The organism is Pseudonocardia yunnanensis (genome assembly GCF_039534065.1).
In the GTDB taxonomy this organism is placed as follows: domain Bacteria; phylum Actinomycetota; class Actinomycetes; order Mycobacteriales; family Pseudonocardiaceae; genus Pseudonocardia; species Pseudonocardia yunnanensis.
In genome coordinates, this window is record NZ_BAAAUS010000056.1 from 28,791 (window position 1) to 48,120 (window position 19,330).

At 71.1% G+C, this 19,330-nt stretch carries 21 protein-coding genes; 6 read left to right on the top strand and 15 right to left on the bottom strand.

The window, feature by feature from the left end; genetic code table 11:
• Window positions 1-74: 74 nt before the first annotated feature.
• Complete coding sequence (locus ABD743_RS38930) at window positions 75-533, bottom strand: nitroreductase/quinone reductase family protein (protein ID WP_344728814.1); 459 nt, start codon at window positions 531-533, stop codon at window positions 75-77.
• Window positions 534-583: 50 nt separating this feature from the next.
• Here ABD743_RS38930 and ABD743_RS38935 point away from each other — a divergent pair, with 50 nt between their 5' ends.
• Window positions 584-1,084, top strand: a complete 501-nt coding sequence (locus tag ABD743_RS38935; RefSeq protein ID WP_344728815.1) for a MarR family winged helix-turn-helix transcriptional regulator — start codon at window positions 584-586, stop codon at window positions 1,082-1,084.
• Here ABD743_RS38935 and ABD743_RS38940 read toward each other — a convergent pair.
• The 6 genes from ABD743_RS38940 to ABD743_RS38965 form a co-directional block, all read right to left on the bottom strand.
• Window positions 1,069-1,515, bottom strand: a complete 447-nt coding sequence (locus ABD743_RS38940) for a pyridoxamine 5'-phosphate oxidase family protein (protein WP_344728816.1) — start codon at window positions 1,513-1,515, stop codon at window positions 1,069-1,071. The genes ABD743_RS38935 and ABD743_RS38940 overlap by 16 nt on opposite strands.
• A gap of 64 nt (window positions 1,516-1,579) precedes the next feature.
• Window positions 1,580-1,993 carry a hypothetical protein gene (locus ABD743_RS38945; protein WP_344728818.1) on the bottom strand — a complete coding sequence of 138 codons (414 nt, stop codon included), beginning with the start codon at window positions 1,991-1,993 and terminating at the stop codon, window positions 1,580-1,582.
• 144 nt (window positions 1,994-2,137) lie between these two features.
• The gene (locus tag ABD743_RS38950) at window positions 2,138-2,749 is read right to left on the bottom strand and encodes an isochorismatase family protein (protein WP_344728820.1); all 612 of its coding nucleotides are present in this window, start codon (window positions 2,747-2,749) and stop codon (window positions 2,138-2,140) included.
• Window positions 2,746-4,623, bottom strand: coding sequence for a hydantoinase B/oxoprolinase family protein (locus ABD743_RS38955; RefSeq protein WP_344728821.1), 1,878 nt, complete (start codon window positions 4,621-4,623; stop codon window positions 2,746-2,748). The genes ABD743_RS38950 and ABD743_RS38955 overlap by 4 nt, the downstream gene beginning before the upstream one ends.
• Before the next feature lie 4 nt (window positions 4,624-4,627).
• Window positions 4,628-6,685 carry a hydantoinase/oxoprolinase family protein gene (locus ABD743_RS38960; protein WP_344728823.1) on the bottom strand — a complete coding sequence of 686 codons (2,058 nt, stop codon included), beginning with the start codon at window positions 6,683-6,685 and terminating at the stop codon, window positions 4,628-4,630.
• Window positions 6,682-7,338, bottom strand: coding sequence for a GntR family transcriptional regulator (locus tag ABD743_RS38965; protein WP_344728825.1), 657 nt, complete (start codon window positions 7,336-7,338; stop codon window positions 6,682-6,684). The genes ABD743_RS38960 and ABD743_RS38965 overlap by 4 nt, the downstream gene beginning before the upstream one ends.
• 106 nt (window positions 7,339-7,444) lie before the next feature.
• On the opposite strand from ABD743_RS38965, the gene ABD743_RS38970 reads away from it, so the two are divergent.
• Window positions 7,445-8,338, top strand: coding sequence for an isocitrate lyase/PEP mutase family protein (locus tag ABD743_RS38970; protein ID WP_344728827.1), 894 nt, complete (start codon window positions 7,445-7,447; stop codon window positions 8,336-8,338).
• Window positions 8,339-8,369: 31 nt separating this feature from the next.
• On the opposite strand, the gene ABD743_RS38975 is transcribed toward ABD743_RS38970, so the two are convergent.
• Window positions 8,370-8,831, bottom strand: a complete 462-nt coding sequence (locus tag ABD743_RS38975; protein WP_344728829.1) for a hypothetical protein — start codon at window positions 8,829-8,831, stop codon at window positions 8,370-8,372.
• A gap of 107 nt (window positions 8,832-8,938) precedes the next feature.
• Window positions 8,939-9,166: a type II toxin-antitoxin system Phd/YefM family antitoxin gene (locus tag ABD743_RS38980; protein WP_344728831.1), complete on the bottom strand. Its 228-nt coding sequence runs from the start codon at window positions 9,164-9,166 to the stop codon at window positions 8,939-8,941.
• A gap of 102 nt (window positions 9,167-9,268) precedes the next feature.
• On the opposite strand from ABD743_RS38980, the gene ABD743_RS38985 reads away from it, so the two are divergent.
• Window positions 9,269-10,381 (top strand): D-alanine--D-alanine ligase family protein, encoded by a 1,113-nt coding sequence (locus tag ABD743_RS38985; protein WP_344728833.1) that lies wholly within the window; start codon window positions 9,269-9,271, stop codon window positions 10,379-10,381.
• Between the two features lies 1 nt (window position 10,382).
• Here the strand turns inward: ABD743_RS38985 and ABD743_RS38990 are convergent, their stop codons facing one another.
• Genes ABD743_RS38990 through ABD743_RS39005 form a run of 4 tightly spaced genes read right to left on the bottom strand, consistent with a single transcriptional unit; the run spans window position 10,383 to window position 13,184 of the window.
• Window positions 10,383-11,645, bottom strand: coding sequence for an Nramp family divalent metal transporter (locus ABD743_RS38990; protein ID WP_344728835.1), 1,263 nt, complete (start codon window positions 11,643-11,645; stop codon window positions 10,383-10,385).
• On the bottom strand, window positions 11,642-12,334 hold the full coding sequence (locus tag ABD743_RS38995) for a metal-dependent transcriptional regulator (protein WP_344728837.1): 693 nt from the start codon (window positions 12,332-12,334) through the stop codon (window positions 11,642-11,644). The genes ABD743_RS38990 and ABD743_RS38995 overlap by 4 nt, the downstream gene beginning before the upstream one ends.
• A 34-nt stretch (window positions 12,335-12,368) precedes the next feature.
• Window positions 12,369-12,941, bottom strand: a complete 573-nt coding sequence (locus ABD743_RS39000; RefSeq protein ID WP_344728839.1) for a DUF3515 domain-containing protein — start codon at window positions 12,939-12,941, stop codon at window positions 12,369-12,371.
• A 3-nt stretch (window positions 12,942-12,944) separates the two neighbouring features.
• On the bottom strand, window positions 12,945-13,184 hold the full coding sequence (locus ABD743_RS39005) for an Lrp/AsnC ligand binding domain-containing protein (protein ID WP_344728841.1): 240 nt from the start codon (window positions 13,182-13,184) through the stop codon (window positions 12,945-12,947).
• A gap of 74 nt (window positions 13,185-13,258) precedes the next feature.
• Between ABD743_RS39005 and ABD743_RS39010 the strand changes: the two genes are divergently transcribed.
• From ABD743_RS39010 to ABD743_RS39020, 3 genes are all read left to right on the top strand, one after another.
• On the top strand, window positions 13,259-14,245 hold the full coding sequence (locus tag ABD743_RS39010; protein WP_344728843.1) for a thiamine-phosphate kinase: 987 nt from the start codon (window positions 13,259-13,261) through the stop codon (window positions 14,243-14,245).
• Between the two features lie 135 nt (window positions 14,246-14,380).
• A complete protein-coding gene (locus ABD743_RS39015; RefSeq protein ID WP_344728844.1) occupies window positions 14,381-14,992 on the top strand; it encodes a TetR family transcriptional regulator in 612 nt (203 codons plus the stop codon).
• An 18-nt stretch (window positions 14,993-15,010) separates the two neighbouring features.
• Window positions 15,011-16,666: an acyl-CoA dehydrogenase family protein gene (locus ABD743_RS39020; protein WP_344728846.1), complete on the top strand. Its 1,656-nt coding sequence runs from the start codon at window positions 15,011-15,013 to the stop codon at window positions 16,664-16,666.
• Window positions 16,667-16,716: 50 nt separating this feature from the next.
• Here ABD743_RS39020 and ABD743_RS39025 read toward each other — a convergent pair whose 3' ends face one another.
• Together ABD743_RS39025 and ABD743_RS39030 are read right to left on the bottom strand one after the other, a co-directional pair.
• Window positions 16,717-18,402, bottom strand: coding sequence for an L-lactate permease (locus ABD743_RS39025; RefSeq protein ID WP_344728848.1), 1,686 nt, complete (start codon window positions 18,400-18,402; stop codon window positions 16,717-16,719).
• 82 nt (window positions 18,403-18,484) lie between these two features.
• Window positions 18,485-19,045, bottom strand: a complete 561-nt coding sequence (locus ABD743_RS39030; RefSeq protein ID WP_344728849.1) for a DinB family protein — start codon at window positions 19,043-19,045, stop codon at window positions 18,485-18,487.
• Window positions 19,046-19,330: the final 285 nt, after the last annotated feature.

Consider the following 19,330-nt stretch of genomic DNA (forward strand, 5'->3'; position numbering starts at 1 on the left):
GCGTCCTCGCAGCACGCGGGCGTCCTCGCAACGTGCCGGCGGGTTGCGAGGAGGTCAGACAGGCTGCGAGGCCGTCAGGTCCGCACCTCCGCGCGCGGGCGGATCTCGAAGACGGCCACCTGATCGGCCGCCGCGGCGAACTGCTCGGGGGTGCCCTGCTCGACGAGCCCGAGGCGCACGAAGAAGTCGACCCCGCCGGGCACCTCCGTCGGAAAGGCCCGCATCACCGTCCGGCGCAGGTCCGGGTCGGTCACCTCGGTCAGCGCGACGTCCTCGCGCCGTCGCCCGCGGGCGAGCTCGCCCCGGCCCGCCGCTCGCGCGTTGCCGGCCCAGTCGGATCGCGGCAGGCCCGCGACGACGTAGCGGCGCCCGTCCACCACGAGCGGCGAGACGGGGGTGGCACGCGGGAGCCCCGTGACCCGGCCCGGGACGGTCAGGACGTGGATCGTCCCGAGCGGGAGGCCAAGCCGCTGGAGGGCCTTGACGAGCCGGTTCGCCACGGGGAGCCAAGACGGTAGCTGCGATGCACCCATGAATATTCCTTCGACAGTCGAAATGATGACTCGAGGCTAGACTCCTTCGAGTGTCGAAGCAATTGGTTGTCGAGCGGGCCGCTCGGGCCGCCGAACGGTTCGGGAGCGCAGCCGACGCCGTGGACGCGGCGGCCGCCGACCTGCTCGGCGTCAACCGCACGGACCTGCGCATCCTCGGCGCGGTGGCGGACGGCGCGCTCACCGCAGGGCAGGTCGCCGCCGCCGTCGGGCTCAGCCCCGCCGCGGCCACCACGGCGATCCAGCGGCTCACGGCCCGTGCGTACCTCACCCGCGAACCCGACCCGGACGACCGCAGGCGCGCCGTCGTCGCGCTGACGCCGTCGGCTCGGCGGCGCGCGGAGGAGATCTACGGGCCGGTGGGGGAGGCCGGCGCGGGCGAGCTGCAGCGTTACACGGTCGCCGAGCTCACGGTGATCGCCGACTTCCTCGAGCGCGGCCGGGCTTTCCAGCTGGCGCAGGCCGAGCGGATCCGTGGACTGGTCGGAAAAGCACCGGCGGACGAACCGGGCGTGGGTCAGGCGTTGCCGTAGACGTGATGCGGCTCCACCAGCACCACCACCCGGCGCTCGTCGCGCATCACGCGGTCGTAGGTGTCCCAGTCGTCGTGCGTGCCGCCGGCGCCGGTGAACACCTCGCGCAGAAGGATCCGCAGGCGCTCGTCGTCGATGCCGTCGACGGGATCGTCCGGACCGATGAGCTCGCTCATGCCGTCGGCGCCCGCCCACTGCCACCCGGCCCGCCAGAGGATCGAGGTCGCGGGCCGGGCCCGCAGATTGCGCAGCTTCACCGGGCCGTAGGTGACGTACCCGACGACGGGCGTGCCGGTCAGCGGATGGTTCACCACCCCCGCGTTGACCAGCGACGAGTGCGGAGTGCCGTCAGCCCGCACGACGGAGACGCTCGCGAGCCCGTTCTCCTTCGGCACGATGCGGTGGATGGGAGCCAGGTCGGGTGCAGCCATGCGAGCGAGTCTTGCACCCTGCGGACCGGATCGCCGTCCCCCGATACGTGCTCGCAGCGGAACCTCAAGCGATGCGGCGCACCGCGGCGTCGGTGCTGAGGAAGAGGCCGCGCAGCCCCATCTCCGCGCGATCACAGGTGAGCGCCAGTGCACGCCTCCACTCGCGGTCGGCCGGCAGCACCGCGTCGGGGCCCCGGCGTTCGAGCGTGAGGATCACCGAGCCCGGACCGAGATCGGTCGTGAGCTCGTCGCGCAGCCCGGACAGAACCATGGCGAGGCCGTCGAGAAGACCGGACTCCGGGTGCTCGGGGATGTCGGAGATCGGCATGACGACGGGAGACTGCCGGCAGTCCCCGTCGACGAACATCATCCAGAGTTGGCGGACCACGGCCGCGGTGCCGACCAGGTCGGTGACGCGCCGGAGCACGTCGGCGTCGGTGACCAGGAGCGGGGCGTCTGCGGCGTTCGGAATCGGCATGACCACGAGGGTGACGACCGACCGAGGTCCGTGTGGCCGTTCCGAACAAGCTGTGGACAACCACCCCGCCATGATCGGGGTGAGATCCGGTTATCCGCCCTCGCGAGGGCAGATAATCGGATCTCGTGGCGATCTTCGGGGCGGTCAGGGCGCGAGGTGTTGCAGGGCCTCCGCCAGGTCGATCACGTCGGCGTACTTGGCGTCGAGGTCGGTGAGGTTGGACTCGTGCAGGGCGGGTGAGCGGTCGGCGCACGCCTGCCGCACCACTTGCGGGCGCAGCCCGTGGCCCAGGGCGTCGGTGGCGGAGGCGCGGACGCAGCCGGACGTCGAGACGCCGCAGACCACCACCGTGTCCACGCCGAGGGCGTGCAGGGTGGGGGCCAGCGACGTGGCGAAGAACGCCGAGGCGTACTGCTTCACGACCAGCGTCTCCCCGGGCAGGGGCTTGAGCGTCAGCTCGCCCCAGCCTCCGGCCGCGCCTTCGGCGAACGCGGTCAGCGCGGGCACCTTCCGCACGAAGAGCCCGCCGTCGACGAGGTCGGGGGAGTATCGCACCACCGTCCAGACGACGGGGTGGCCCTTCGCCCGCGCGGCATCCACCAGTTCGGCGGTGGCAGCCACCGCGGGTGCGGGTTCGGGCAGCTCGAAGGGTCCGCCCCGCTCGGTGTAGGCGCGGACCAGGTCCACCACCAGCACCGCGGGCCGGATGCCCCACCCCACGCGTCCCGAGAACGAACTGCCGTGCGGGCCGGTCACGAGTTCGACCAGACGGGGCGCTTCGGCGCAGGCAGGCCGGTCTCCGCTTCACAGCGTTCGAGGAGCTCGTCGATGGGCGGGCCCATGTCGAACACCGGCAGCTCCGCGGGACGGTCGGCGCGCAGGCGGTCGCGCAGCTCCGCCGTGGCTGCGTCGTCCACCTCGCCTGCCTCGGAGACCACCACGCCATAGCGCTGCGCACCCGCCGCCGTGACGAGCCCGCGCCGCACCTCCAGCGCGACGAGCGCCGGGTCGCGCTCCAGCGGGTCGCCCCAGCCACCCCCGCCCCACGTGACGAAGTGCAGCACATCGCCGGGGAAGACGGGCACGTCGTGGCACTTCGAGGGGAGCACCTCACGGGTGCCGTCGACGCGGTCGATCCACTTCGTGCCACGCGCGCCGGGTGTGCCGCCGTTGACGCCCCACGGGTAGGTCAGCCATCGGTCGTCGTGGATCGCGATGGTGCCCGGCTCCTCGAACACGTACGCCACGTCGACGCCGTTGCCCCCACGATGGAGCCCGGCGCCACCGGTGTCGGCGATCGTCTCCCACTTCTCGATCCGCAGCGGGTAGTAGGACTCCAGGTACTCGCACGGGATGTTGACGAAGCTCGGCCACAGGGAGTGGCCGTCGGGTCCGTCGCCGAGCGGGCGTCCGGGGATGCCGCCGAAGCCGATCGAGTAGAGCTGGAACCACTCGCCCTTGCGGTCGCCGCCGGAGTAGTGCCCCGAATACATGAAGTGTGGGGACGAGGAGAAGCCCGCGGCGTTGAGCAGCGCCGGGTTGGTCTGGCCGAGGAGCCCGCCGAACAGGTCGAACACGCGGCCGATGCCGTGGTTGCGCCCGTTGAGCGACGCCGGGTGCTTCGGCTTCCAGTACGAGCCGTCCGGGATCGTGACGTCGACCAGCGGGTAGAACCCGTCGTTCCAGAGGATCTGCGGGTCGGCCACCGTGATCATGTAGATCCCGAAGAACATCCGGGTGAGGTTCTCGTTGATGTAGTAGTTGATCGGCCCGGCGGCCTGAGGGCTCGACCCGGTGAAGTCCAGGTGCACCTTCTCGCCGGTGCGGGTGAGCGAGAGCTTCAGCTCGTAGGGGCCGTTGCCGACGCCGTCGTCGCAGATGTAGTCGGTGAACGAGAGGGTCTTGCCCTCCTCGAACACCATCTCCAGCAGCACCTTCATCGCGTCGTAGTTGCGCTGCAGCAACGCGTCGAGCGCGGACAGGTAGGTGGCCGTGCCGAACCGCTCGCACATCTCGACCACCCGCCTGCCGGCTGTGCGGCAGGCGGCGACGAGACCGTTGAGGTCGGCGCGGTTCCAGTCCGGCATCCGGACCTGATTGAGGATGATCCGCAGCGCATCCTCGTTCAGCACGCCCTTGCGATAGAGCTTGAAGGGCGGGATCACCACGCCCTCCTCGTAGATCGTGCGGGCGTCGGTGGGCATCGAGCACGGCGTCTTGCCGCCGACGTCGGACATGTGCCCGAACATCGACGCCCAGCCCACGACGCGGCCATCGTGGAAGATCGGCATGACGATCAGCCAGTCGTTGGCGTGGCTGATCGCGGCGCCGCACGCGTACGGGTCGGACGTCAGCAGGACATCGCCCTCCTCGACGGTGTCGTCGAACCCTTCGAGGAAGTCGGGCACGGAGAGCCCGAACTGGCCGACCACCATCTTCCCGCTGGGGTCGCCGATGAGCGGGAACTCGTCGTGCTGCTCCCGGATGCCCGGCGAGAGCGCCGTGCGGAAGAGCACCTCGTCCATCTCGTAGCGGGCGTTGCGCAGCCCGTTCTCGATGAGGTCGAGGGTGACGGGGTCGACGCCGGTCTTCTCGATCTCACCGGTTGCGGTCTCGATGATCCGTGCCATGCGCTCAGCCCTCCACGGGGTTGATCAACAGGCTGCCGGACGGGTGCACCGTCGCCGTGTGACCGGGCAGCACGAGGGTGGTGGAGTCCATCTCCGTGACGATCGCGGGCCCGGTGATCACGTCCCGGGCGCGCAGCTTGGTGCGGTCGTAGACGTGGGCGTCGACCTGCCCGCCGGAGACGTGGATCGGGTGCGTGTCGAGCAGCGCGGCTGACGGGTCGCCGTCGCCGTCGGGCAGGTGGGTGGCCGCCACCTGCGGGCGCGGTCCCGACACGGTGGCGCGGGCGTTGACCAGTTCGTGGTCGGTGCTGAGCAGGAACGAGAACAACCGCTCGTGCTCCAGATCGAATGCGCTGGCGAGCGTGGTGAGCGCCGACGCGGGGTCGTCGAGCCAGCGCGGGTCGACGTCGATGCCGATCTCGAAACCCTGGCCGTGGTAGCGGACGTCCACCTGGTAGGTCGTGGTCTGGTCGGGCCCGGCGACGCCCTGCTCGGCGAGCCGCCCGCCCGCCTCGGTGGCCAGCTCGCGCAGGATGCCGGCGAGGTCGTCGCCGGTCAGGTCGTGGAAGCGACGCAGCACCGTGCGGGCCGACTCGCTGCGCTTGGACGTGGTGGCGTCACCCAGCGCGCAGAGCACGCCCGGTGACGGCGGCACGATCACCGGCCACGCGCCGGTCAGCTTCCCCAGTGCGTTGGCGTGCAACGGGCCGGCGCCGCCGAACGCGACGAGCGCGAAGTCACGTGGATCGAACCCCTGCTGCACCGATACGAGTCGCAGGCCGCCGAGCATGTTCTCGTTGACGATGTCGACGATTCCCGCGGCCGCCGCCTCCGGGGTGGGCAGTCCCATCGCTTCGGCGACCTTGCCGACGGCGTTCCGCGCGGCGTCGACGTCGAGGGTGATCTCGCCGCCCGCCAGCGACGACGGGAGGTAGCCGAGCACCACGTTCGCGTCCGTGACGGTCGGCTCGGTACCCCCCTTGCCGTATCCGGCGGGGCCGGGGTCGGCGCCCGCGGACTGCGGGCCGACGCGCAGCGCCTTCGTCAGCTCGGGCACGTGCGCGATGGAGCCTCCGCCCGCGCCGACGGTCCGGACGTCCACACTGGACGCTCGCACCGTCAGGTCGCCGACCTTCGTTTCCCGGCCGATCCGCGGCGTGAGGTTCTGTACGAGGGCGACGTCGGTGGAGGTGCCGCCCATGTCGAACGTGATCAGGTCGGAGTAGCCGCACTGCTCGGCGGTCCACACCGCCCCCGTGACGCCGCCCGCGGGCCCCGAGAGCAGCATCGTCACGGGGGCGGCGATCGCGGCGTCCGCCGTGGACAGCCCGCCGTCGCTGCGCAGGATGGCCAGCTCGCCGGCCACGCCGCCCTCGGCGAGCTTGCCCGACAGCGTCTCGACATAGCGCTTGACCTGCGGCTGCACGTACCCGTTGGCCACGGTGGTGACGGTGCGCTCGTACTCGCGCAGCTCGGGTAGCACGTCGGAGGAGAGCGAGACCGGCACGCCGGGGAGCATCTCTGCCGCGATCTGCGCGATGCGCCTCTCGTGGGCGGGGTCGGCGAAGGAGTTGATCAGGGCGACGGCCAGCGCGTCGATCCCGTGGAGCTTCGCCAGCTGCGCGCGGACGTCGGCCTCGTCGAGATCGCGGATCACGGTGCCGTCGGAGGCGAGGCGCTCGTCGACCTCCACGGTGTTCTCCAGCGCCGCCAGCGGCTCCGGCTTCGGCCAGATGATCCAGCCGGCCAGACCGCCCGGCACGTACGAGCGCGCGATCTGCAGAACCTGCCGGAAGCCCTTCGTCGTGACCAGCCCGACGGTGGCGCCCTTGCCCTCCAGGATCGCGTTGGTGGCGACCGTGGTGCCGTGCAGCACCTGGGCGACGTCCGAGAGAGCGATCCCGGCCTCGTCGCACACCTTGCCGATGCCGTTCAACACGCCCACGGCCTGATCGGACGGCGTGGAGGCGGTCTTGGCCCGCCACGTGGTGCCGCTCGCCTCCTCCACCAGCAACACATCGGTGAAGGTGCCGCCGACGTCGACACCGAGGCGATAGGTCATGGAGCCTCCTGCTCACGAGCGACCCGCAGCATCACGGTGCGGGCGTTCTGGATGTGTGCGGTCATGACGGCCTGCGCCCACGTCGGATCGCCCGCCCGGATCGCGGCGACGATCTCGACGTGGTGGGCCAGGCTGCGGCGCAGCGAGGCGTCGTCGTAGGCGTGGAAGTTGCGGAGCTGGATCGGGGCATGGATGGCGCCGGCGAGTGCGGTGGCCAGCGCAGGCTGGCCGGCCACCACGACCAGCCGGTCGTGGAACCTGCGGTTGAGCGGCACGAGGGCGTCGAGGTCCTGGTCTGGCCCGGGCAGACCGACGTCGAGCATCGTGCGCGCCAACTCGTCGAGGACGGTGATGTCGGCGGCGTCGGCGCGTGGGACCGCGAGCGCGGTGATCCGGGGTTCGAGCGCGGAGCGCAGGTCGAACACGCCCTCCAGCTCGGCCACCGTCCAACTGGCAACGCGCGCACCGCGGTTGGGAACGATCTCGACCAGGCCCTCCGCGGCCAGCCTGCCCAGCGCCTCGCGCACCGGCGTGCGGCTCACGCCGAGACGTTCGGCCAACTCCACCTCGCCGAGGCGGGTACCAGCGGCGAGGTCACCGCGCAAGATCAGCTCCCGCACCGCGCCCACGGCCCGTTCCGACGCCCTCGTCACACAACCTCCCCGGCTGATTGTGTGCAAAATAGGCCCAGTGGTCACCCCATGGCAAAGCATGATGGCCATGCCTTAACTTGTTGTATACAAATTGGGAGGTTTGGACGTGGGAAAGCTCTTGCGACAACCCACCGCGCCCAGGGCCCGGTTGCGCGAACTGCTGGCCGGGCCGCAGCCCGTGACCGCCCCCGGCGCCTACGACGCGCTCTCGGCGCGGCTCGTGGAGGAGGCCGGGTTCGACGTCGTATACATGACCGGCTTCGGCACCACCGCCTCCCTCATCGGGCGCCCCGACGTCGGGCTCCTCTCCGCCGCCGAGATGATCGACAACGCCCGGCGCATCGTCGCAGCGGTGGACGTCCCGGTGATCGCGGACGCCGACACCGGCTACGGCAACGCGATCAACGTGGTGCGCACCGTGCAGGCCTATGAGCAGGCCGGCGTGGCCGGGATCCACCTCGAGGACCAGGTCATGCCGAAGAAGTGCGGCCACATGAGCGGCAAGGCCGTGGTTCCGGCCGAGGAGATGGTGGGCAAGCTGCATGCTGCTGTGGCCGCCCGTCGCGATCCGGATCTCGTGATCATCGCCCGCACCGATGCCGCTGCCGTCGAGGGGCTGGACGCGGCGATCACGCGGGCGCGTGCGTACGCCGAGGCGGGCGCGGACATGCTGTTCGTCGAGGCGCCGACCAGCGAGGACGACATCGCGCGGGTGGCGCAGGAGCTGAAGGGTGTGGCTCCGCTGGTCTTCAACTGGGCCGAGGGCGGCCGCACCCCGCCGATCCCGCTGGAGCGGATCGGCGACCTCGGGTTCGCCCTGGTCCTCTACCCGATCGGAACCCTGCTGGCCGCGACCGCCGCCATCCGGTCCCTGCTGGCGACGATCCGGGCCGACGGCACGCCGGCCGCGGCGTTGCCCGGGCTCCCGTCATTCGGCGAGTTCACCGACTTCATCGGGCTGCCCGAGGTGCTCGATCTGGAGCAGCGCTGGGGCAGCTGAGCCGGGCCGTCGCCGACGTACCGATCGAGGATCAGGCCACGGTGCCGACGAAGATCTCGGGCGGGCAGCCGAAGCCGTAGGGGTCGGGCATGAGGTCCTCGGCGTTGCCGCTCGCGGGCAGGATCTTCTCGCCGGAGACGTCGACGATCAGCTGCGTGCCCGCACCGTCCTCGATGAGCGCGGTGCCGTCGGTGTTCTGCTGGACGAGCTTCGCACCGGCGAACCGGGCGGGGTCGACCACGGGGTTGCCGACCCGCTCCGCCTCCGCCCGGCATGCCGGCTCCTGGGCCTTGAAGAACGCCACCGCGTCGGGCGCGGCCGTGACCGTGGTGGTTGCTGTCGGAAAGGTGGTGGGCGCGGCCGAGGTCGTGTCCTGCGCAATCGGCGCGGTGGTGGGCGCGGCAGTGGTGGCCGGCGGCGTCTCTCCGCTCGAGGTGCACCCGACGAGGGCCGCAGCCGCAACCAGGCCGATGAGCACCGCACGAAGCCGCATACGTCGAAAATCTATTGTGGACCGTCGAGCCGATCTACCGCCGTACGTAGGCAGATCGCCCCATTTCTGTGGTTCGTCGTGTCCGGGTCGGAACGACGCTCAGAGCCTCAGATCGAAGGCTCGCTGCAGGTGTTCGGGAGGGGCTCGTCGAAGTCCGCGGGCACCTCGAGCAGCCCGGCATCCCGTCCGAGGACGCGCGGCGTGCGCCGCTGTACCGGCACGAGGCGTGCGACGGGCTCCCCGCTGCGGGTGATGACCACCTCCTCGCCCTCCGCCACTCGGCGCAGGAGATCGGAGAGCGCCGTCTTCGCCTCATGCAGCCCGACTTCGACCATGGACCCCATCTTGGCTAACTCGGTAGCTGAGTCGACGCGGTCCCGTGATCGGGGGCGGCCCCGATCGGTGCCACCGGCTCCGCCCGCCTAGTCTCGGACGTCATGAGCCGGGACAAGGTGCGGGTGGCCGTGGTGTTCGGCGGCCGCAGCAGCGAGCACGCCATCTCCTGCATCTCCGCCGGGTCGGTGCTCTCGCACCTCGACCAGGACCGCTTCGAGGTGGTGCCGGTCGGCATCACCAGGTCCGGGGCCTGGGTGCTCGGCACGGACGACCCTCGGGAGTTGGTGATCGCGGGCCGTGAGCTCCCGTCCGTCGACGAAACGCGCACCGCACTCGCGCTGCCCGGCGACCCGACGCGTGGCGGGCTCGTTGTCCTCGACCCGGATCGCGCCGGCGAGGTCTTCTCCGGTGTCGACGTCGTGTTTCCGGTGCTGCACGGTCCCTTCGGCGAGGACGGCACGATCCAGGGCCTGCTGGAGATGGCCGGGGTGCCCTACGTCGGCGCGGGCGTGCTCGCGAGCGCGGCCGGCATGGACAAGGAATTCGCCAAGAAGCTGCTGGCGGCCGACGGCTTACCCATCAACGACCTCGTGGTGCTCCGGCGCGGCACCGACACCGTCACGCCCGAGCAACGCGATCGCTTGGGCCTGCCGGTGTTCGTGAAGCCCGCCAGGGCCGGGTCGTCGGTCGGGATCACGCGGGTCACCGACTGGGCCGACCTGCCCGACGCCATCGCCACGGCCCGCGAGCACGACCCGAAGGTGCTGGTGGAGGCCGCGATCGTGGGCCGGGAGGTCGAGGTCGCCGTCCTGGAGTTCCCGGACGGAACAGTGCGCGCGAGCGTGCCGGCCGAGATCCGGATCGTCGGCACCGGTGCAGGCGGCACCACCCCCGAGTTCTACGACTTCGAGGCCAAGTACCTCGACGACGTCTGCGAGTTCGACATCCCGGCCAAGCTGGGCGACGCGGAGTCCGAGCGTCTGCGGGAGTTGGCCGTGGCCGCGTTCCGGGCGCTCGACGGCCAGGGTCTGGCGCGTGTCGACTTCTTCGTCGGGCCGAACGGCGAGGTCACCGTCAACGAGGTGAACACCATGCCCGGGTTCACCCCGATCTCGATGTTCCCCCGGGCGTGGGCGGTGACCGGCCTCGACTACCCGGCGCTGCTCACCACGCTCGTGGAGACGGCGCTCGCGCGGGGCACCGGCCTGCGCTGACTCAGACCCCGGTGATCGTCCGCCAGATGAGGAAGCCGTTCAGGAGGATGATCACCGCCGCGGCGAGCCCGGCCACCGCGGTGGTGAGCCGCCGGTTGACCAGCTCGGCCATGATGTCGCGCTTGCGGGTGAGCAGCACCAGCGGCACCAGCGCGAACGGGATGCCGAACGACAGCACCACTTGGGAGAGCACCAGCGCCTGGGTGGGGTCCACGCCGATGCCCAGCACCACGAGCGCGGGGGCGAGGGTGAGGAGCCTGCGCAGCAGGAGCGGGATCCGGCGGCGGATGAACCCCTGCATCACCACTTGCCCCGCATAGGTACCCACCCCGGACGAGGCGAAGCCCGAGGCCAGCAGGGCCAGTGCGAATGCGAACGCGGCGGGCTGGTCGAGCACCCGGGCGAGGCCCGCGTAGACGCCCTCCAGGGTGTCGGTGTCCGGCACACCGCTGCCGAAGAACAGCGCCGCGGAGATCACCAGCATCGACGCGTTGACCAGCCCGGCCAACCCCATTCCGATGAGGACGTCGATCTGCTGGTAGCGCAGCAGGAAGCGCCGTTCGCTCACGGTGGTGGCCGGGATTCGGGTGTTGGTGAGCGCGGAGTGCAGGTAGATGACGTGGGGCATGACGGTGGCCCCGAGGATCCCCGTGGCCAGCAGCAGGCTGTCGGTGCCCTCGAAACGGGGGACGAGCCCCGCGGCTGCAGCGGTGGGGTCGACGCCGATGCGCAGCACCGTGCTGAGGAACCCGAGCAGGATGACGCCGAAGAGGCCCGCGATGGCCAGCTCGAACGGCCGGTAGCCGCGGCCCTGGAGGCCGAGCAGTGCGAACGCGACGACCCCGGTGATCACCCCGCCGGTGAGCAGCGGGATCCCGAACAGCAGGTGCAGCGCGATCGCTCCGCCGATCACCTCGGCCAGGTCGGTGGCGATGGCCACGAGCTCGGCCTGCACCCACATCACACGGGTCACGGGCCGTGGGAACCGCTCGCGGCACATCTCCGGCAGGTTGCGCCCGGTGGCCAGCCCGAGCTTGGCCGACAGCGTCTGGATGAGCATCGCCAGCAGGTTCGCGGCGACGATCACCCACAGCAGCAGGTAGCCGAACTCGGCACCGGCCGAGAAGTTCGTGGCGAAGTTGCCGGGGTCGACGTAGGCGATCGCGGCGACGATCGCCGGGCCGAAGAAGGCGAGCCGGCCCCGTACTCTGCCGCGGGCCCGCAGTTCTTCGATGGTGGACGGGGCGGGCTGCGTGGCCGTCACGACTGCGGCATTTCGACGCCGGGGGACTCGTCGACGATGTGGCCGTGCACCAACCTCGTGAGCGGATCACCGAGGGGGTGACGCTCGTCGCCGATCCGCACCCAGCGCGGACCTCCGAACGGGGCCTGCTCCTCGACGCCGACGACGACCCCGGGCACGACGCCGAGGTCGCCGAGGTAGCGCAGCGCCGCGCTGTCACGGTCGGAGACGCGTTCGACGAGGAACCGCCGACCGGCCGGCACGGTGGACAGCGCCTCGCCCCAGTTCTCCTCGTGCGGCCCCTCGCGCGGCGGGATGGGGTCGCCGTGGGGGTCGTGGGTGGGGTGGCCGAGCGCGGCGTCGATGCGCTCCTCGAGCCGGTCGGACAGGGCGTGTTCCAGCAACTCGGCCTCGGCGTGCACCTCGTCCCACGGCACGCCGAGTGAGCGGGCGAGGAAAGTCTCGAGCAGCCGGTGGCGACGCACCACGCGGAGCGCAGCGCGTTCGCCGCTGGCGGTGAGCTGCAGTGACCGGTGGTCCGGCCGCGTGATCAGCTCGCCGTCCTCCAGGCGTTTGACCATGGATGAGACCGACGGCGACGAGACGTGCAGCTCGTGGGCCAGCTGGCCGGTGGTGACCGGGCCTTCGCGGTGGGCGAGGTGGAATATCGCCTTGAGGTAGTCCTCGGTGGCCCGCGACATAGTCACCATGAAGAGCGATGGTAGACGCGTCTAACGACTCCCGCTAGCGCACTCTCACGGGCGCGGCCGGCAGCTCTGCGCGGATCACGTCGGACAGCTGCTGGAGGGGACCGCTGCCGGAGTCGACCGGTTCGGTCACCACCACGTAGACCGGACGATCGACGGCCACGTAGGTGACGACCTCGGGGTTCGGTGCGTCGTCGGAGAGTTGCAGCCACCGCACGCCGTTGATCTCCAGGAGCGCCGACGCCGGGTTCAGCTCGGACGGGCGCGGGAGGCCGCAGCGCAGCACCACGGGCTGGGGCGCGGCCGCCCACGCATGCACGCCGGGCTGCGCCGGCTCGGCCTGCGGGCGGGTCGGCAGGGTGCCGTCTCCGGACGACAGGCCGGCCGGGAGCGCGGCCAGCAACTTCGTGCAGTCCGGGCCCGCCGCGTCCGGTGCATCCACCGGCACCACCGCGAGGGGTCCGGTCTGCGGTGGCGCGGGTGTGGGCTCACCGACCCCACGGACCCTCGCTGTGATGGAGATCGCGGCCACGGCCACGGCGAGCAGCAGCGGCAGCGCGATCGCGATCACGACCGGTAGCGAGGGCCGGGAACGGACGGTGGGAGCCATGGCTCAGCAGGCTAGGTGCACCACTGGGCACGTCAGGGTGCGGGTGATGCCTCCAACGCCCTGGACCTGGGCAACCACGAGCTGACCAAGGAGGTCGACGTCATCGGCCTGGGCGCGCACGATCACGTCGTAAGGTCCGGTGACGTCCTCCGCGGACAGCACGCCCGTGATGCCGGAGATCTCCGCTGCGACAGCAGCGGCCTTTCCGACCTCCGTCTGGACCAGGATGTAAGCCTGCACCACGGCGTGCCCCTTCCACTTCGGTTGAGCTCTCCGGGGTAGGAAAGTCGGAAGCCGAACGTACCGGAGGTACCGCTGTGCCGACATCGTTCCCGCCCCCCACCGGGGACGCCGAGGCGGAAGACACACTTTCGACCCTCGGCGAGTTCGGGCTCATCGCCCGGCTCAATGCCGGCCGCGCCCAGCCCGCAGGCACGCTCCTCGGTCCCGGTGACGACGCCGCGGTGGTGGCCGCGCCCGACGAACGTGTCGTTGCGTGCACCGACGTGCTGGTCGAGGGCGTGCACTTCCGGCTGGACTGGTCCGCCCCCGACCAGGTCGGACGCAAGGCGGCAGCCGCCAACCTGGCCGACATCGCGGCGATGGGAGCGGTGCCCACCGCGTTGCTCGTGGGGCTCGCGTGCAGCCGGGACACGCCCGTCGAGACGCTGACGGCCCTGGTGGACGGGCTGTGGGCGGAGGCAGGTGTCGTGGGCGTCGGCGTGGTCGGTGGCGACGTGGCTGCGTCACCGACGCTGGTGCTCTCGGTCACCGCGCTCGGGACGCTGGAAGGGCGGGCCCCGGTCACGCGGGCAGGGGCGCGGCCGGGCGACGTCCTGGCGATCTGCGGACGCGTCGGGTGGTCGGCCGCGGGTCTCGCCGTGCTGGCTCGGGGGTTCCGATCGCCGGTGGCGGTGGTCGGTGCGCACCGCGTGCCGGACCCGCCCTACGCGGCTGGACCGCAGGCGGCGAAGGCCGGCGCCACTTCGATGATCGACATCTCGGACGGGCTGATCGCCGACCTCGGCCACGTCGCACGGGCGTCGGGCGTACTGCTCGACGTGCGCAGCCGCGCCTTCGACGTGCCTGCCCGGCTGGTGGACGTCGGCGCCGCGCTGGGCGTCGACCCACTGCAGTGGGTGCTCACCGGCGGGGAGGACCACGCGCTCGCGGCCACCTTCTCGGGTCCACTCCCCGAGGGCTGGACGGAGATCGGCACGGTCCGGGCCGGTGACCCCGCCGTGCTGGTGGACGGGCGGCCCTACGAGGGGCCCCCGGCCGGATGGGACCACTTCACCCGCTGAGGCGGGTGCAGCTACGGGCGTCGGCTTTGCGCGACCGGCGGCGTGACGGTGGGCACGTGCCCGGGCGTCGTGAGTGGGCCCGGTGCTAAGTTTTCACCGTCAGCTCTGACGGTGAAAATGGGGTTGGGAGTGCTCGTGACCACGCGCGACGACCAGCGTGCGGCGACCTACCGACGGATCGTCGACGTTGCGGTGGAGTCGCTCGTGGAGTCCGGCTTCGCCGCGACGACCACGGTGGAGGTGCAGCGCCGAGCCGGCATCAGTCGCGGCGCGCTCCTGCACCACTTCCCCATGAGGGAGCAACTGTTCACCGCGGCTGTCAACCGGCTGGTGCAGGTCAACCTCGAGGCCATGTGGGCGGAGCTCGCAGCCGCCCCGGCAGACGCCGATCCCGTGACGCGTGGCGTGTGGGTGATGCGACGCGCGAGCCGGCGCCCGTCGTTCGGCGCGGAGCTCGAGCTGTGGGGAGCCGCTCGCACCGACGAGCGGCTGCGTACGGCCCTACGCGCTGCAGAGCGTGGCGCTCTCGCTGAACTGCACGCCGTGATCGACGCGATTTTCGGCCTCGAGATCACCGCCCGGCCCCACTACCCGATCGTCGTCGACCTGACCGTCCAGCTGATGCGCGGGCTGGCGATCAGCGCGTCGCTGCAGGAGCGGGTCAGGGAGGACGAGCCACTGATCGACCACTGGGCGGACATCGTCCGCGGACTCCTCGCCGCCGACGCCGTACGACCCGATTCCTGAATCCGGAGGTGTCCCGACATGCCACCCACGCACGAGGTCGCCAACCAGGTACCACCGCTCGGAGACGTCGACACGGCCGCCGACCCCGCGTTGCTGGAGGCGCTGCACCGGGAGGACGCGGGCTGGGCCGAGGCGGAGGTCCACGCCGCCGGCAGGCTCGCCGGGAGCGAGCAGGCCCGCGAATGGGGCCGGCTCGCCAACGAGTATCCGCCGGTGCTGCGTACGCACGACCGCGTCGGACATCGGATCGACGAGGTCGAGTTCCATCCGGCTTGGCACGAACTGCTGGGCACGGCCGTCCGGTTGGGCCTGACCGCCGCCCCGTGGGGCGACGACCGGCCGGGAGCGCACGCTGCCCACGCGGCGACCACTCTTGCCTGGACACAGGTCGAGGCCGGGCACATGTGTCCGGTCGGGATGACCTACGCCGCGGTGCCGACCCTGCGTCACGCCCCGGAGCTCGCCGCCGTCTACGAGCCGTTGCTCGCCGCGCGGGAGTACGAGCCGGGGTCGCGCCCGCCTGCGCAGAAACAGGGACTGCTCGCCGGGATGTCGATGACGGAGAAGCAGGGCGGCTCGGACGTCCGCACCAACACCACACGGGCGGTGCGGGCAGCCGATGGCACCTACCGCTTGACCGGGCACAAGTGGTTCACCTCGGCACCGATGTGCGACGTGTTCCTGGTGCTCGCCCAGGCACCCGGCGGGATGTCCTGCTTCCTGCTCCCTCGGATCCTGCCCGACGGCAGCCGCAACCGGATGTACCTGCAGCGGCTCAAGGACAAGCTGGGGAACCGGTCGAACGCCTCGGCTGAGCTCGAGTACGACGACGCCGTGGCCTGGCTGGTCGGTGAGGAGGGCAACGGGCTGCGGCTGATCCTGGAGATGGTCGACAACTCGCGCCTGGCCGTCACCGTCTGGAGTGCGGCCGCGATGCGTGCGGCCACGGTGGCCGCCGTGCATCACGCCACGCACCGCAAAGCGTTCGGTGCCTACCTCCATGACCAGCCGCTGATGCGCAACGTGCTGGCCGACCTGGCGCTGGAGAGCGAGGCCGCCACCGCGCTGGTGATGCGGATCGCCGGCGCCACCGACCGTGCCTTCGGTGGCGACGACAGCGAGGCGGCGTTCCGGCGGATCGCGGGGGCTGTCGGCAAGTACTGGGTCTGCAAGCGCACCCCGGCCCATGCAGGAGAGGCGCTGGAGTGCTTGGGCGGCAACGGGTACGTCGAGGATTCGGGGATCCCGCGCCTGTACCGCGAGGCGCCGCTGAACTCGATCTGGGAGGGCTCGGGCAACGTCATCGCGCTCGACGTCCTGCGAGTGCTGCACCGCGAGCCCGACTCGGTCGTGGCGTTCCTCGGAGAGCTCGACACCGCCCTCGGCGCCGACCGCCACTACGACTCCGCCGTCGCGCGCCTGCGTTCCGAGCTCGCGGCAGTGCAGGCGGCCGGCCCGGGGGATCCGGCCGTCCAGTTCGGGGCGCGGCGCCTCGCGGAGCAGATGGCCCTCACGCTGCAGGCGTCGTTGCTCCTGCGCCACGGCCACCCCGCGGTAGCCGACGGCTTCTGCGCATCCCGCCTGGCCGACGACCGGGGCCACACGTTCGGCGCACTCCCCGTGGGAGCCGACGTGGGGCCGGTGATCGAACGGGCCCAGGTCAAGGCTGCGTAGTGCTCGTCGGGAGGGGCTCTCGTCACAGCGACGAGAGCCCCTCCCGGTCGTTACGGCAGCATCCAGCCCAGCACCGGCGTGGACTGCAGCGTGATGAGCACCGCCAGCACGAGCAACATCCCGAGGCTCCAGCCGATCACCTTGCGCAGGATCACGCCCTCCTGGCCCTCCAGCCGCACGGCGACCGCGGCGATCGTGAGGTTCTGCGGCGAGAGCATCTTGCCGAGCACACCGCCGGAGGAGTTGGCGGCCGCCAGCAGTTCGGGCGGCAGCCCAGCGCCCTGAGCGGCGGTGACCTGCAGCGAGCCGAACAGCGCGTTGGCGGAGGTGTCGGAACCCGTCACGGCCACACCGAGCCATCCGAGCACGGGCGACACGAACGCCAATGCGGCCCCGGCACCCGCCACGAACAGCCCGATCGCGGTGGTCTGGGCCGAGGCGTTCATGACGTAGGCCAGTGCCAGCACCGCCGCAACGGTGAGGATGGCCCATCGCAGCTCGGCCACGGTGCGCCCCCAGATGGCCAGCGCCCGCCACGCCCCGACACCCAGGATCAGGGCGACGATGATGCCCGCGATCACCATGAGCGACCCCGCGGTGGTCAGCCAGGTCAGCGAGAACGAGGTGGTGCTGTGCGGCTTGCCGTCGGTGCCGATGACGTCGAGGAACGGCCAATGGAAGGCGAGCTTCAGGGAGTCGAGCGCAGGCTTGAGACCCGGAAGCTGGGCCAGCGCGAAGACCACCACGATGATCACGTACGGCGCGTAGGCCTTGCGCACCTCGGCGGGTGAGTCGGGCTGGGTGGCGGTGCCCGGACCGCCTGCGGCGGCCACGGCGGGGCGGCGGGCAGCCCACACAGCGTGCGGCTGCGCCCGCGCCAGCAGGAACACCGCGACCGCGCCGAGCAGCGACGCGACGATGTCGGTGAGCTCGACGGAGATGAAGTTCGATGTCGCGAACTGTCCGACGGCGAACACGACCCCGCACACGACGGCAGGCAGCCACGCCTCCCGGACGCCGCGCTTGCCGTCGACGATGAACACCAGCACGAGCGGGACGAACAGCGCGAGCAGCGGCGTCTGGCGACCGACCATGGACGCGACCTGATCGAGCGGCAAGCCGGTGACCCGGGCGAGCGTGATCACCGGGACACCCATCGCCCCGAACGCGACAGGCGCCGTGTTGGCCACCAGCGCGACCACCGCCGCCTTCATCGGCTTGAACCCGAGCGCCACGAGCATCACCGACGTGATCGCGACCGGCGCGCCGAACCCGGCGAGGGCCTCCAGCAACCCGCCGAAGCAGAACGCGACCAGGATCGCCTGCGTGCGCTCGTCGATCGAGAGCGCGCCGAAGCTGCGGCGCAGCACGTCGAAGTGGCCGGTGGCCACGGTCATGTTGAACACCCAGAGGGCGTTCACCACGATCCAGAGGATCGGGAAGAGCCCGTAGAAGGCTCCGTGCGCTGCGGCCGACAGGGCCATCCCGAACGGCATGGCGAAGCCCAGAATCGCCACCACCAACGCCGCGGCAAGCCCCGACAGCGCCGCCCACGGCGCCCGGACCCGCAAGACTCCCAGCAGCACGAGCACGACGGCGAGCGGCACCACCGAGACGAGCGCCGAGAGTCCGAGGGAGCCCCCGACGGCCTCCGGGTTCTGCTCGTAGGCGGCCAGGACGATGTCGGTTGTCGGGGGTGGTGAGGACGGCAGTATCAGCGCAACGGTGGGCCACATGGTGGCGCAGTGTGCGTCTCCGCTTCTAATTCAGCACAGCGAGGTACCCCATTCAGGCTAATCGCTTCGATCCGATCACCCGTTAGATCCCTTTTGCCCGATACAGATCGCGCAGTACGAGAATCTCCGCGGAGTGGTGAATCGCCTCCCGATTGATGTGGAGCACGAGCGTGGCCATCGGGTGCTCGGCGTACGGTCCCTCGGCGGGCCCCACCGCCCGCTCCAGCGCCTCCGCGTCGAGCCCACGCACGCCCGTGATCCAGGCGGCGTACGTCTCGTCGAGCTGGCGCAGCGCCTCGTCGGCCGTGGGGGCGTAGACGAAGCTGTCGTAGTCGAGCTTCGGTGCGCCGAAATGCGACCCGGCCCGTGCCCCGAAGACCCCGACGATGATGTGCGCGAGCCGCCACGCAATGGTGGTGACCGGCGGCGGCACGGGCTCGGGGAACGCGAACTCGATGGTGAACTCGCCACTTCCTGCCTGCACCGGCGCACTCGACGTGCCGCGCGGACGCACGCTCCAGGAATCCGGAGCGGGCTCCCAGAAGTACTCGTCGTCGGTGAGCCCGCGCAGCCTCGGCCGCACATGACCCTGCCAATGCCAATCCAGCTGCTCGACGAGCTGGGTGGTCCAGTCGATGCCCATGGGCAGACGATATGGAGAAACTCCGACAAAACACCGAGCCCACACAGCCGCCCGGCGACGAACGGCCCGCTCGTCCGATAGATCCGCCCGAAAGGACCGCTCGTGCAGCCCTGGCGGGGCGGGGCGGGCGAACTGCACGAACGGCACTCTGGTCCGATAGATCGGCACGGCAGTGCCGCTCGTCCAGCCCTGCGCTGGGGCCCGCGGAGGCGTGAGCTGTACGAGGGTCGCGTCCCGTCGAGTGGTGTAGCTCGGTCCGGGTGAGGCTCTGCGGTTCAGATCATG